The organism is Bradyrhizobium sp. CCBAU 51753, assembly GCF_015291565.1.
GTDB lineage: Bacteria > Pseudomonadota > Alphaproteobacteria > Rhizobiales > Xanthobacteraceae > Bradyrhizobium > Bradyrhizobium ivorense.
Window position 1 is genome coordinate 1,761,518 of record NZ_CP030037.1, and the last position, 14,321, is coordinate 1,775,838.

General features: G+C 57.9%; 8 protein-coding genes. 4 read left to right on the forward strand and 4 right to left on the reverse strand.

The features are described 5' to 3' along the window. Positions 1 to 567: 567 nt before the first annotated feature. Positions 568 to 1,140: a hypothetical protein gene (locus XH93_RS08185; RefSeq protein WP_246799511.1), complete on the reverse strand. Its 573-nt coding sequence runs from the start codon at positions 1,138 to 1,140 to the stop codon at positions 568 to 570. Positions 1,141 to 1,997: 857 nt separating this feature from the next. Continuing rightward, a complete protein-coding gene (locus XH93_RS42040) occupies positions 1,998 to 2,180 on the reverse strand; it encodes a hypothetical protein (RefSeq protein WP_246799512.1) in 183 nt (60 codons plus the stop codon). Positions 2,181 to 2,994: 814 nt separating this feature from the next. Here XH93_RS42040 and XH93_RS08195 point away from each other — a divergent pair. The 3 genes from XH93_RS08195 to XH93_RS08205 all read left to right on the forward strand — a co-directional run bounded on the left by XH93_RS08195 (position 2,995) and on the right by XH93_RS08205 (position 10,549). After that, positions 2,995 to 6,099: a multidrug efflux RND transporter permease subunit gene (locus XH93_RS08195; protein ID WP_194473104.1), complete on the forward strand. Its 3,105-nt coding sequence runs from the start codon at positions 2,995 to 2,997 to the stop codon at positions 6,097 to 6,099. Between the two features lie 779 nt (positions 6,100 to 6,878). Beyond that, on the forward strand, positions 6,879 to 7,769 hold the full coding sequence (locus XH93_RS08200; protein WP_194473105.1) for a sulfite exporter TauE/SafE family protein: 891 nt from the start codon (positions 6,879 to 6,881) through the stop codon (positions 7,767 to 7,769). 1,727 nt (positions 7,770 to 9,496) lie between these two features. Next, complete coding sequence (locus XH93_RS08205) at positions 9,497 to 10,549, forward strand: MFS transporter (RefSeq protein WP_246799685.1); 1,053 nt, start codon at positions 9,497 to 9,499, stop codon at positions 10,547 to 10,549. 245 nt (positions 10,550 to 10,794) lie between these two features. Here XH93_RS08205 and XH93_RS08210 read toward each other — a convergent pair whose 3' ends face one another. Together XH93_RS08210 and gmd are read right to left on the reverse strand one after the other, a co-directional pair. Further along, a complete protein-coding gene (locus XH93_RS08210) occupies positions 10,795 to 11,835 on the reverse strand; it encodes a GDP-L-fucose synthase (RefSeq protein ID WP_194473107.1) in 1,041 nt (346 codons plus the stop codon). Further along, positions 11,816 to 12,901 (reverse strand): GDP-mannose 4,6-dehydratase, encoded by a 1,086-nt coding sequence (gmd, locus tag XH93_RS08215; RefSeq protein WP_194473108.1) that lies wholly within the window; start codon positions 12,899 to 12,901, stop codon positions 11,816 to 11,818. The genes XH93_RS08210 and gmd overlap by 20 nt, the downstream gene beginning before the upstream one ends. A gap of 1,161 nt (positions 12,902 to 14,062) precedes the next feature. On the opposite strand from gmd, the gene XH93_RS08220 reads away from it, so the two are divergent. Further along, positions 14,063 to 14,317 carry a hypothetical protein gene (locus tag XH93_RS08220; protein ID WP_194473109.1) on the forward strand — a complete coding sequence of 85 codons (255 nt, stop codon included), beginning with the start codon at positions 14,063 to 14,065 and terminating at the stop codon, positions 14,315 to 14,317. The last annotated feature ends 4 nt before the right edge of the window (positions 14,318 to 14,321 follow it).

Genomic DNA, 14,321 nt, shown 5'->3' on the forward strand with positions numbered 1-14,321 from the left:
GCAGACGAGATGCCCGTTGTAGGACGCAAGTATCACATTGCTTGCTACGGCGAACTAACGATAAATGATGGACACGGAACCATACGCGAACCTAAGTAAGGTCGCCTCGGTTTGGGCTACTCTCCTTATCACTTATCTTTTTCAGTTTGGCTCCGGTATAGATCTTCAGCGAAGGTCGCCGCTGTTCCGTGAATCTGCTTGCCGCGCGGCTGCGCTGCGATGCTGTTCATGGTGATCATCACGGCACACATCGGGTTTATGGAAACGTCTCATTCGGAGCCCCAGCAGATGCCGTAATGGGCCCTGCTCCGAGCAAGGGCTGATGACGGTGGCTGTCCGCTTATAGACGATGAGACGGGGGCACGACTTGAGTCGGCCCCAAGCATCCGGACTTCGATGCGCAAAGGACCTTCTGGCTGAGATGGAGGTCGGTCAACAATGTGGCGATCGCTCGGAATTCAATCGGATGACTGTCCAGGAGCACCTCACTCAGGCAAATTCCGATTCACGCAGGTTCAGGCTGGCACACATGACGTCGTTGCACAGACTTAGGACGATAGCGATCGTTCACTTATTCGTGCAGTCCGTCTGCTCTAAATAGAACGGCCCGCGGACACCCGCGCTGAACGTCTCGGCGGCACCCAAAGCTTCAATGAGGCGTGCCTTGGGGTCCTTCCAGTCGCGTGTTGATCTCAGCGAGCCGAGCGCTATCGCATTACCGCATCCGCACGCATCGAACCCATGGACCGATTCTCCAACCTGGTAATCGTCCGAGATATGGAACAGCCGGGCGGCGTAGCCGACAAGGAACGTCCCGCCGTATTCAGCAGAATCCCTCGTCCTAGCAAAGCCCCCATACTTCATTCGAGCTCTCACGGCGTCGATGAAGTCGGTGACCATGTAAGTCATCACATCGACACCCACGCGCGGCCTGTTAGGATGGAAGCCAAACGCCAAAAGCTGTCCCATCCGGAATGAGCTGGTAAAGCCCATGACGAAATCACCGCTCCGGAATACCTTCCTGTCGTTGCGGACGACGAGAGAGTAATTCGAGGCCACACCAGCGCTATCGCCACCGATGTAAACAGTGCCGTTATCAACCAGTCCAACAACACACGTCATCGCGCCCTCAATCTCCACAGCTACGGTCCGGAAGCGAATTACGGTTCATCGAGAGAACGAATGAGGTCCCTTCTGAGGCATTGAAAAATATGACATTTCAGCGGCTGGTCGATCACCGCGCGCCACGCCTATGCATGTCCTACCTCGGCGTTCTAGAACGAGATCAGACGCGAAGCTTAATGAGATCGAACGCGTAAAGTGATTGGATCAATGGCGCTATCGTGTACAACGATAGGCTCACCAAAAGTCACGATGGCCTTTGCAACTGCTCCCCCTCGACCACCTTTGCGCTGCAGTCAGCTATTCAGGCCGCTACCCCCGGTCTACACCGGCTCCCATAGTTTCGCCGCACTGCGATCGTCCGGGCGGAGTTTGCATTGCGGCGACGCAGGTCCGCTCAAAAGATCATCGTGGGTGATGAGATCCTGAACAAAGCAAGCAGCGTACCAACCTGGACACGTATGTTTAAAGAAATTTCGTAGGAGTTCGTCGAGTCAGCACCAAATTGAGCTCGCGATGTTGCCTAATGGCCCATAACCGACATGCCGTGGTCACCCGGCGATGTCCGGTTTTAGGCGTAAAGCCGACGCGGCGGATTACGAGTAGGCGCTCTAGCGCCGGTATAGATCCGGCCTGGATCATCCTTGCGGCGAGGGCGGAACAAAGCCGTGATCGTCGGGCGTGCAACAGACCGGGCACGGCATCCGACAGTGCGGCCGCACATGCAGACGTGTGGTCCTTGTGTGGCTGATCCGGATTCGCCTCCCAGACCCAGCAGGTATCACTGCAGCAGCTGCGGCGCGGTGAGGTAGTAGATCCCTCCCCGACACCATGAAAGAGCGAATGCCGCACCTTACCTTCGGCAGTTGGCACGATTACTCGATTTCGACGATCAGCTTCGGCGCAACCCAGATCGTCTTGTGCTCGATGCGGTTGGTGTAGGGCTGCGTCTTACCGATCTGCGGCGTCAGGCGTTTGTGGAGATCGACGACCGAGGCTTTGTCGAAGCCGTAGTCGACCTTGCCGGCGTAGATCAACTCGTCATCCCTGGCCGACATAGATACCGTCCCATTCATTGCCGCTCAGCGCAAAGCCCTCAATGACGCGAGTGCATATCTCTCATGCGCGCGGACTCTCTGAGTCAATCCTGTGCATGTCGGCTTTTCCAACCCCATCGTGTGGACGGACTAGATACTTCGAGATGAGATTTGCACGAAATCCTGCCTCGAGCAAAACGAATGGCGCAGTCGATCGCTTGCGAGCCGACCTAGAGATGGTGACAACGCCCAAGAAGAAGCTTTTGAGTGGCACGAGGCCGCCTACGAGACTGGCCCGTCGCCCGACCCGCCTGGGGTCGGACCGAGATCAAACCTTGGTATAGGCTTTGCAGCCCATGCGATATCACCCGCTTACCTTTGTAGAGTTGAGCATCCTTCAGGTTGTCCCTACTTTCGATTTCGAAGCTGAATCATTCGATCGAACGGTCGAAGCCTTGAACTGACGCGATTCACCTAGAAGGCGTTGCGCTCCATTCAGACTTGAGCACGAGAGTAAATGGAAACACGTGAACCCACCTCCGCATCTTGAGGCAGGCCTCAGGCTGATTGCGCGCAAAAAAAGACGCGGGTCTTTATCTTGCGAAGGCGCTCTCTGTTCGAGATCGCGCTCAGCCAGCGGGGCCGGTGTTCATCCAAGCAACGAGGATGGAGTAAGCGGAGGATTGAGCCTCTGCTTGGGGACATGTGAGGCTTTAGAGCGGCCGTTTTCGTTTCCCTCACAATAGGGGCTTGGCCGCAGTCGCCGCTTTAATGACGATGGCCGTAGCGCGACTTGCTAGCGAGTTTGCGTCACCCTCTTTGAATGTGAGTCGAGATGACATTTACAGAGCTTTTCATCAAACGTCCGGTGTTGTCTATCGTAGTCAGTCTCCTGATCTTGCTGATCGGCCTTCGCGCGGCCACTGTTCTGCCAATCCGGCAGTATCCCAAGCTGTCTAACACGGTCGTCAATATCACGACCTCCTATCCTGGCGCCTCCGCCGACATGATCCAGGGGTTCATCACCACTCCTCTGGAGCAGGCGCTCGCTTCCGCAGATGGCGTCGACTATGTCACTTCCTCATCTGTGCTCGGTACGTCGACGATCCAAGTCTATATCAAGCTCAATTTCGATCCCAATGAGGCACTCACCGAGGTGCTGTCTAAGGTCAATTCAGTCAAATATTTAATCCCGAAGGAATCAAACGATCCGGTGGTCACTAAGTCATCCGGTCAGGCCACCGCTGTCATGTACATCGCCTTCTCCAGTGCGGAACTGACAGCCAGCGCGATCTCGGACTATCTCTCGCGCGTCGTGCAACCGGTTATGTCGACCGTCGACGGCGTCGCGGCGGCAGACATCCTGGGCGGCCAGAGTTTTGCGATGCGGCTATGGCTCGATTCTGCGAAAATGGCGGGGCACGGCGTGTCGCCGGCAGATGTTTCGGCTGCAATCGCCGCCAATAACTTTCAGGCCGCGGCCGGCCAGACCAAGGGCTACTTCACTATCTCCGATGTCACGACAAATACCGACCTGCGGAGTGTCGATGACTTCAAGCGCATGGTCGTCAAAGCCAATGACGGCGGCTTTGTACGCATGGAGGACATTGCGACAGTCGAGCTTGGCGCGCAGACGGCAGACGTCAGCGTCTCCATGAACGGCGAGCACGCGGTCTTCATCGGCGTGCAAGCGAGCCCGCAAGGCAATCCGCTAAACATAGTGCGAGGTGTTCGGGCGCTGTTTCCAGAAATGGAGCGTAACTTGCCGCCAGCACTGAAGATGAACGTGGCCTACGATTCCACCAAATTCATTCAATCGTCGATCGATGAAGTGGAGAAGACGCTCATTGAGGCCGTCGTGATAGTGGTGCTGGTCATCTTCCTATTCCTGGCCTCGCTTCGCTCGGTCATCATTCCTGTCGTTACCATTCCGTTGTCGCTCGTCGGTGTCTGCAGCATGATGCTGGCGCTGGGGTTTTCATTCAATCTCCTTACCCTTCTTGCGATGGTGCTCGCGATCGGTCTCGTGGTCGACGACGCGATTGTGGTGGTGGAGAACGTTCATCGCCATCTGGAAGAAGGTGCGCCGCCCCTGCAGGCTGCGACGAAAGGGGCGCGCGAGATCGTGGGCCCCGTCGTCTCCATGACGATTACGTTGGCCGCCGTATACGCGCCCATCGGCTTTCTCGGGGGGCTCACCGGTGCGCTGTTCCGCGAGTTCGCGTTTACGCTGGCGGGCGCGGTGATCGTGTCGGGCGTGATCGCTTTGACGCTGTCGCCGATGATGTGCTCGGTCTTCCTGAAGAGTGCTGAGGAGGGGCGGTTTGCAAGAGTTGTGAACCGCGTGTTCGGCGCCACGACACGCTGGTACGGACGCCAGCTCGACCGCTCGCTCGACTATCGTCCGATTACCGGGCTGTTTGCCCTGACCATGCTGGGTCTCGTGGGTTTTCTCTATATGCACACTTCCAAGGAACTCGCGCCGGAGGAGGATCAAGGTATTGTATTCGCGCTAACTAAGGCGCCGAAATACGCCAATATCGACTACCTCGACTATTACGGCGCCAAGCTCGAGAAGGCGTTTGAGAAGTTTCCCGAGACCGATTTGAGCTTCGTGCTCAACGGCACTAGCGGCTCGCGGGCGGGGATGGCCGGCATGTTGCTCAAGCCTTGGGATGAGCGCAAGCGGTCATCGATCGCGCTAAAGTCCTTTGTCCAGGTCGAACTGTCCAAAATCGAAGGTATTAACGCATTTGCTTTTAGCCTGCCGCCGCTTCCGGGAGGCACGGACGGGCTACCAGTGCAGATGGTGATCAATTCGACACTAGGTTTCCAATCCGTCTATGAGCAGATGTCGAACCTGAAGGATGCCGCGCGCAAGAGCGGTCTGTTCATGGTCAGCGACTCTGACCTCGAGTTCAACCAGCCGGTGGTACGAATCAAGGTCGATCGATCGAAGGCCAACGATCTTGGCATCACGATGCAGAATATCGGTAACGCGCTCGCCACCCTACTTGGCGGAAACTACGTCAATCGCTTCAATCTGCAGGGCCGCTCCTACCAGGTGATTCCGCAGGTGCCGCGCGAGGAACGCCTGGCCCCGGAAGCGATCGGGAACTATTATGTGAAGACCGCGACGGGCTCGATGCTTCCGCTATCTACCGTAGTCTCAATGGAGACTGCGACTGATCCGAACGCACTTACGCACTACAACCAGCTCAACTGCGCGACCTTTCAAGCCGTGCCGATGCCCGGCGTCACGATCGGTCAGGCCGTGGACTTCCTGGAAGCGCAAGCAAAGAAACTGCCCGCAGGCTTCAGCCACGACTTCCTTGCCGACGCCCGGCAATATGTGCACGAGGGTAACCAACTTTCCATCACCTTCGCGTTTGCCCTGATCGTCATATTCTTGGTGCTTGCGGCGCAGTTCGAAAGTCTGCGCGATCCCCTTGTTATTATGATCAGCGTGCCGATGGCAATCGTCGGCGCCTTGATACCGCTGTTTTTGGGCTGGGGGACAATGAACATCTACACCCAGGTCGGACTGCTGACGCTGATCGGGTTGATTTCCAAGCATGGCATCCTGATGGTTGAGTTCGCCAATGAACTGCAGCTCAAGGAACGACTTGACCGTCGCTCGGCTATAGAGATGGCGGCGCGCGTCCGATTGCGTCCGATCTTGATGACGACGGCGGCGATGGTCACGGGCCTCATACCCTTGTTGACCGCAACGGGAGCTGGCGCCGCGAGTCGCTTTTCGATCGGGCTCGTGCTCGTCGCTGGCATGTCTATCGGCACGCTCTTCACTCTCTTCGTGCTGCCGGCCGTCTATGTCGCGATCGCGTCCGATCACCGGGCCGAGGCGAGTGCCGGCCACGCGAAGAACGGCACCGAGGTTGAACTCACCGGCGCCGCTGACGCCCAGCTGGCCAAGCAATAGCGATAACTCAATCCTGGTTCGCTCGATGGTTGCTCCCTATAGGGCGTTGTTCGCCGACCGGGGTGATTTCATCGGCTCGAATTCGCGAGGGTACCGAAGGATGATCTCCGCCTGCCGTCCTTCTGTCGACCCATCATTCGCCCGAGGTGAAGGACTGCACCGCCAAAAATACGGCCGGCTCATGATGCCGATGCGGTCAGCGATAGAGCCTAGGACGGCTTCACACTGAATCGCGCATTGAGATCTTCACTCCGTGCTGCCTTGCTTGGCGAGCGTCAGGCGTCCGGCGAAGAACTTGTCGGCGATGCTGAAAAGGTGGTGTTGCTGTTATCCCAACGGCTTTGGAGGAGAATCACTTGTTTCCATCTGAGCGCGTCACATTGATAGTTGAAACGGACGACCTCTGGGTTGCAACGGCCTTAGGGTTACTTACCGACAGTTCAAGTCAACCGGTGAACGGTTCGGAAACTGGTCGTCAGGAGCCATGATATCTACGACCGTCGCAATCCTGGCTTCGACACGAAAACCATCGATCAACAGCCGAAAAATGGACTGACCCGTATTGGCTGAGCGATCGTGGTCGCGTAGGGGAAGTGTACAGCCGAAGTGGATAATGGGAGAAACTGTTGAACTTTGCGCTTGGCCACAGCCAAAGCCAATGTGAAGGCGGTCGAAGCTGTGAAGCTGGTGGTCAGAATCTGCCGCAATCCTGATGATCAATGCCCATGTCTGATCCGCTCACGTGTGGTCGGACGTGCTCCGGACTAGGAAAGTTAAGGATGCCTGAGTTTGATGGTGCTATGTTATTTTTGGCCGCAACAACTTGCTTTGCGGCCTTTGTAAATGGAGCCATTGGCTACGGTTTTTCGTCGCTCACTGTACCCCTTGCGCTGGTTTTCTACACCAATCGCATTCTCAATCCCGCCATCGTCGTCATCGAGGTGTTCGTCAACGTTTACGTCCTCTTCATCAATCTGAAGGGCGTGCCGGCGGTTTGGGGACGAGTGTTTCCCATCTTGCTTGGGCTCTTGCCGGGCATTGCGCTCGGCGGCTATGCGTTGGCCTCACTGCAGCCGGGGTGGATCAAATTCGCCACGTACACGATCATTTTGCCTCTGATCTTGCTGCAAGCCGCGGGTTGGCGCCGCCCCATCGAAGCAAGCTGGCTGATCGGTCTGCCTTTCGGGGCGATGCTGGGCATCCTCTATTCGGTGACGACTATCTCCGGCCCGCCTTTGGCCATGCTGTTTAACAACCAGGGCCTGGTCAAAAACGAATTTCGCGCCGGCCTAGCCCTGGTTCGCGTAGTGGAATCGAGCGCGACCGCCTTTGTCTATTACAAGCTCGGCCTTTTCATTTCCCAAAGCGGTAGCCTGCTCTACGCCTTCATACCCAGTGTTGTGCTCGGCATCCCGCTGGGATCCTACGTCATTCGGCGGCTTGATCCGGAGATGTTCCGACGTATCTGCATGAGCTTTGATGCTTGGATCGTGGGATTCGGTCTGTCACGGGTGCTGATCGAGCTTGATCTCGTGCAGAACGCCTGGGCTTACAGCGTGATGACGGCGACGATACTGATCGATTTTTGCTTGCTATACCCTTTCTTTACCACGCACAGTCCGACCTGGTCAGAGCGACAGTCACGGCGTTCTGCGGATATAAGCGCTTGAGGGATGTCGGCGGGCGCCTCAGTATCGAGCATGCGCGCGTCCTGACCTGACCAGCCCGATAGCAAAGGTAATTGATGACTGCACGCGACGCCGCTGTTGCCTTTTTGGCGGCAACATAAATGGCAGGGAGGATTTGGTTGATTGCTCGATGATAACCCAGCGCTCTGACGCTGGGAATTTGGAATCGCAGCTCTGAACCTTCGGAGGCAGTTGTTGCAGCCTTACCACTCGAAGTCGTTGTGATCGTCGCCTGCGAGCGCTAATCGGTCAAAAAACGGATCACTCGAGACACAAACACATCGAGTGGGGCGCGGAAACCATCTTGCAGTCTGAAGCCGGAATAAGGGAAATTCTCAGGTATCGAGCCCGACATTGACGGCTTGCGGGCGATCGCCGTTCCGTCGGTCATCGATGGCCACGGCGCTCATTTTGCGGCGATCATCAAAGCTGCGGCCAGGGGGCCGCCGGGCGCACTGCTCTACACCGGTTGGCCGGCAGCTTCGGGAAGGCACGTGGCACGCTCCATTTCCGACCGGGATTACGGCTTGCCTTTGCGACGATGCAAAACGGTACGAAGCTGCTGGCTGACGATCCGACCGTCAGCCTTGTGATCCTGGCAAATTCACGGTCGGGACTGTCTCGAAACACCAGCGTCTGCGCCGAAGATCCGTGGAGTGAGTTTCAACGGGTCTTTCCGACCTCCTAGAGCATTCGGCTGTGCCTGGACGGTCCTTCGCAATCGTTACTCCGTACCGTAGCCCAGGCGCGATCCAAGACCATGCTCTCTGCTCACCGCCCAACTTGTTCCATATGCCAGTGGACCGGAGCTGACCGCGGCGAGCTTCTACACTACACCGGGGCATCGGATCGCGGCAGATCATCCGAACGGGACGGAAATCACTCCAAGCGCCGTCCACGTTTGAAGATCATCTGTGCGATATTCCGCGGAGAGTTTCCTTATCGCGATCCGAGCCACATGCGGTGCAATTTCTTCCCAACAACGAGGCGGCAATTCGCCGGCCATTGGACGGGCGGAGACGCTTCGGAAATGCCAGCCGTAAATGCAGAGCCGTCGGTCGCTGCCGCAGCAATAGCGGGTTCGAAAATCGTGCGCCGCACAGCCGCGGGTTGTGCTCGCTGATACGGCGTTATCCGGAAGACAGATCCACGAATATTCGTTGTATTGAGCTCAGGCGTAGCGCGGCGCCCTTGCTTCTGATGAGAGCTTCCAGATTGACAACAAATTCTGCCGGGGAACCTACGGCCGTATTCGCGCTAGCTGTGGTGTTCTTCTCGAAGTACACGCAAGGTCCGGGTGCCGTCGGCTTTGTGCGCTTTGCGACAAAGCCATCTCGAGCTGTTGCATTTCTGACTGTCGGAAACAAGCAAAGACTAGCGTCCCTCGCAAGGCTAGCCCATCCGAGAACGATAGGCCGAAACACGTGTCTGGGGCTTGACGATCATCCGCGTTGACGCTCGCCGCTCTAGCGGTGGCCCGAGCTTTTACGATGGCATCGCATTTGCAACAATGAAAATGTCAACGTGAGGCCATCATCGTCGAGCTGCGGGCCGCTTGCAGGCGACGCACACAGGATGAGGGGCGCCGCGCTTACGAGCCCGTTCTCTCAGGAGTGCCTGTGATACCATCTGCCAATTGGGCTACCGGCCTGCTTGGGACGCGACTTGCGTTCTTTGTCGCCGGATTTGGTCTTGCGGCGTGGGCGCCTTTGGTGCCGCTCGCCAAGGAGCGGCTCGCGGTAGACGAGCGCATGCTTGGTCTTCTGCTGCTCTGTCTCGGAATGGGATCCGTTCTCGCTATGCTTTTGACCAGCGTGTCGAACGCGCGGTACGGCAGCAAGCCCATTATCCTCGTGGGTGGACTCGGCCTCGCGCTTATCCTGCCGTGGCTTTCTATCGCCGGAACATCTCTTACGCTGGGCGCCACGCTGTTTGCCTTCGGCGTTTCACTCGGTTCGATCGATGTCGCCATGAACATTTATGCGCTCGAATTGGAGCGCGTCACGGGCCGTCCATTGATGTCCGGCTTCCATGCCCATTACAGCATCGGAGAATTTACCGGATCTGCCGTCGTGACTTTGTTCCTCTCGCTTCAGCTTGGTCCGCTTTTTTCGACGTTAGTCTGTTCGGCGTTTATGATGATCGCGATTGTGTCGGCCTGGCCGCGGTTGACAGCGACGAGCGTAAGGCAGCGGGGGCCAGTGTTTGTCTTGCCCCATCGCAGTGTGGTGCTAATAGCTGCGCTCGCGGCTATTACGTTTCTTGTCGAAGGTGCAATGCTTGATTGGGGCGCTTTGCTTCTCGTTGGGCAAGATCTTCTCGCTGAGGCGCATGGAGGTTTTGGCTGTATGCTCTTCGCCATCGCGATGACTGCAGGACGTCTCGGTGGAGATGCCGTGGTGGAACGAATTGGCGACCGTGCCACCTTGATGCTCGGAACTCTACCAATCATGATAGGCTTCCTGGCTGTGGTCGCCGCGCCGGTTGCGGTGATTGCCATGGCGGGGTTCCTGCTTATTGGATTGGGTATTTCAAATGTTGTACCTGTACTGTGTCGCCGCGCCGGCAAACAGAAGGTGATGCCGGTAGGCGTTGCGATCGCGGTCATCACGACAGCCGGCTACGCGGGTATACTGATGGGTCCCGCCAGCATCGGGCTCGTCGCACACATGACCGGCTTGCCTTTTGCGTTCGGCATGTTAGGCGCGCTCATGTGCATCGTCACGCTGTCGGCGCGGATGGTCATAGCCGACCCTCGCTAGGCCGCTGATCGAGAGGAAAAGGTTGCCGGCGCGTTTCGAACCGATGATCGGTTGCGGCGCCGTCGGTCGAGACTGAGGGGCGATCAGGTCTCAACCTGATAGCAGTAAGACGGCACGTCTCGATCACAACCATTCCTCTGTTCCTGCGAGTCGGTTCGCTGAACCGTAGCTAGAATGTGCGTGTCACTTGGATGATCGGACGTCCAAGCGCTGCTGACGAAGAGCGTGGGCAACGCGCGGCAAAGTCAATCGTTACGTCGAGGGACGGGGCAGCGAGGGGATACCCGCCCACGGATCCTCGGATCGGCCTGCTTACGCCACTTGTCGGGGCAAGCAGCCGTCCATTTGTTATCGGCAAGATATGCCCGATACGTTAGCTGAATGCCATCCTCCAGTGAGGTCTGGGCACGCCAGCCGAGCCTGGCCAGACGACTGACATCGAGCAGCTTGCGCGGCGTGCCGTCCGGGCGCGATGTGTCGAAGCTGATCTCGCCGCGATAGCCGACGGTGGCCGCGACCATGAGTGCGAGTTCGGCGATGGTGATGTCCTCGCCGGTGCCGATGTTGACCAGTTCCGGCGAGGAATAGGTCTTCATCAGATGGATGCAGGCGTCGGCGAGATCGTCGACATAGAGGAATTCGCGGTGCGGCGCGCCGGTGCCCCACATCGCGACGCTGCCCGCGCCCGAGACCTTGGCCTCGTGGAAGCGGCGGATTAGCCCGGCGACGACGTGGCTGTATTCGGGGTGATAATTGTCGCCGGGGCCGTACAGATTGGTCGGCATCACGCTGATGAAGTCGGAGCCGTACTGGCTGCGATAGGCCTCCGCCATCTTGATGCCGGCGATCTTGGCGATCGCGTAGGGCTCGTTGGTCGGCTCCAGCGGGCCGGTCAGCATCGAGTCCTCGCGCAGCGGCTGCGGCGCCAGCCGCGGATAGATGCAGGACGAGCCGAAGAACATCAGCTTCTCGCAACCATTGGCATGCGAGGCCTGGATCACGTTGGTCGAGATCGCCAGATTGTCGTAGAGGAACTCGGCGCGCAGCGTGTTGTTGGCGACGATGCCGCCGACCTTGGCCGCGGCGAGGAATACCGCCTGCGGCCGCTTGGCGGCGAACCAGGCATCCACCGCGGCCTGGTTGCGCAGGTCGACCTCGCTGCGCGAGATCGTCAAGAGGTCCGCCCCCTCGCGCGCCAGCCGGCGCAGCAGCGCCGAGCCGACCATGCCGCGATGGCCGGCGACGAAGACGGTCTTGCCCTTCAGTTCAAACGGAGCGTTTGCCATTGGCGGCGTCCTGTCTGGCTTCGGCGAGATCGCCGGCGACCATTTCCTTCACCAGTTGCGCGAACGACGTCTTCGGCTTCCATCCGAGCTTGGCGCGCGCCTTGCTGGCGTCGCCGATCAGAAGGTCGACCTCGGTCGGACGGAAATAGGTCGGGTCGATCCGCACCACGGTCTTGCCGGTTGCCTTGTCGATACCGACCTCGTCGACACCCTTGCCGCGCCACTCGACGCTGCGGCCGACCTCGGCAAACGCCAGCTCGATGAATTCGCGCACCGAGCGGGTCTCACCGGTCGACAGCACGAAATCGTCGGGGCTATCGGCCTGCAGGATCATGTGCATGCCCTCGACATAGTCGCGGGCATGGCCCCAGTCGCGCTTGGCCTCGAGATTGCCGAGATAGATCGTCTTCTCCAGGCCGACCTCGATGCGGGCGACGCCGCGGGTGATCTTGCGGGTCACGAAGGTTTCGCCGCGAATCGGGCTCTCGTGGTTGAACAGGATGCCGTTGCAGGCGAACATGTTGTAGGCCTCACGGTAGTTCACCGTGATCCAGTAGCCATAGAGCTTGGCGACGCCATAGGGCGAGCGCGGGTAGAACGGGGTGGTCTCCTTCTGCGGCACTTCCTGCACCAGGCCGTACAGTTCCGAGGTCGAGGCCTGGTAGAACCGGGTCTCCTTTTCCATGCCGAGGATGCGGATCGCCTCCAGGAGGCGCAGCACGCCGATCGCGTCGGCATTGGCGGTGTATTCCGGGCTCTCGAAGGAGACCGCGACGTGGCTCTGGGCCGCCAGATTGTAGACCTCGGTCGGCCGGATCTGCTGCATCAGCCGGATCAGATTGGTCGAATCGGTCATGTCACCGTAGTGCATCAGGAACGGCACATTGCCGACATGCGGGTCCTGATAGAGGTGATCGACGCGCGCGGTGTTGAACGAGGACGACCGCCGCTTGATGCCATGCACGGTGTAGCCGAGGCCGAGCAGGTACTCGGCGAGGTAGGCACCGTCCTGCCCGGTGACACCGGTGATCAGCGCCACGCGCCGCTTCGAGTCCTGAGCCGCCATGGTTTCTCTTAGTTCCGCCGGAACGAAAGCGCCCTTTCGAAACGCAATTTGCGGAGCGCTTTCTCGATCTAGATGCGCAAGCGCGCACCACCCGCAATAAGAGGAAAGCGATCGTTACTCTAGGTCATACACCTCATATAGAAATGTGCACTATATACATTGATTTATTCTCGACTGTACCATTCAGGTTCAAGAAAAGAACGTCCGTTAACACAGGCGGTCCGCCTGACACCCGCGATGGTCCTAAGCAAACGAGCGGGACGAAAACGCCGTACGCGCAGCCAGACGCGATGCTCCAGCGATGTTTCCAATGAGATAGATGCCGACGGTGGTACATGCTATATCCATTTTGCGTGGTCTCGCCACGGCCGGATAGAGTGATGTGCTGAGGTGCAGTTGTCGACGCATTTGGGAATGACGGCATACAAGCCGGCACAGTGAAGCTGCACACCAATATCGTATTCTACAAAAACGGACGCACCTTCAGAGTCCGAACAGAGCACGCAATCTGTTCAATAGGGTTATCGACCAGTTCGCATAGTGGACGGCAGACGCAAGACGAAATGAGAAAGAGTAGCAAACGTTGGTATAGGTCTTCGAACGTTTCGATATCGAAAGCTTACGTTCGTACAATAGAGTGTTGGATGCCAATCGTATAGCTTACATCCGAGTATGATGAGTGTCTTAAGCCAGCACGACAAATCGCTCCAACAACGCAGGACATACACACTAGAGCGGCTGCGTAAATACGCCGACGGCTGGCCATGTGGAAAGTGCCGTGAAGCGGCTTCCTTTATCCAATGGAGCGCGGCCGGTGCAGCCTCTCGTGGAGACTTTCGGTGAGGGGCGGGGCTCAGTTGCCCCTACACCAGCTGCTAACCGGACCGGCCGCGTCGCAGCTCGCTTTCTCGGGAGTTTGAGCTGAAGAGCCGTGAATGGCTCATCAGCGGCGATGAGCCAAATAGGATATGACGTTTTACTGCGAGACAACTAGTTTGCCGATCTGGTTCGAATGTCCCCAATCTATGAAGCCTGAGGGCTTGCGCGATACGTCCTCGCAGCGGGCTTATTGCGACGCCGATGGTTATCGTCGCCATCGAGCAACGGGTCTGTTTGTTTTGGGATTAGATGCCGCACCAAGCCGCGCAAGCGTGCCCGCATATGGAGCTCACCTCGAAGCAGCTACGCCATTCGCTGCCGCATCACAGTTTATACCCGATGGCGGCAAGCAAAGGCGTAGCGTGGCTGGGCGAGGCGATGATGGTTGAAAGAGACCGAACTCACGCTGTGAATGCGGCGGCGATACAGGCAGCCGCATCAAATTTCGAGCTTGATCCCCTTACCAATCGGGTACGCGAATTTCGTGAAAATGCTCTTTTAGGGGATGTTTGGCTTCTTGAACTTGGGCTGCATTGATCGA

What these genes read in the sequence shown, in the direction of transcription:
- XH93_RS42040 (WP_246799512.1), bottom strand. Translation starts at nt 2,180, where the DNA reads ATGTCGGCCAGGGATGACGAGTTGATCTACGCCGGCAAGGTCGACTAC.
- XH93_RS08195 (WP_194473104.1), top strand. Translation starts at nt 2,995, where the DNA reads ATGACATTTACAGAGCTTTTCATCAAACGTCCGGTGTTGTCTATCGTA.
- XH93_RS08200 (WP_194473105.1), top strand. Translation starts at nt 6,879, where the DNA reads ATGCCTGAGTTTGATGGTGCTATGTTATTTTTGGCCGCAACAACTTGC.
- XH93_RS08210 (WP_194473107.1), bottom strand. Translation starts at nt 11,835, where the DNA reads ATGGCAAACGCTCCGTTTGAACTGAAGGGCAAGACCGTCTTCGTCGCC.
- gmd (WP_194473108.1), bottom strand. Translation starts at nt 12,901, where the DNA reads ATGGCGGCTCAGGACTCGAAGCGGCGCGTGGCGCTGATCACCGGTGTC.
- XH93_RS08220 (WP_194473109.1), top strand. Translation starts at nt 14,063, where the DNA reads ATGGAGCTCACCTCGAAGCAGCTACGCCATTCGCTGCCGCATCACAGT.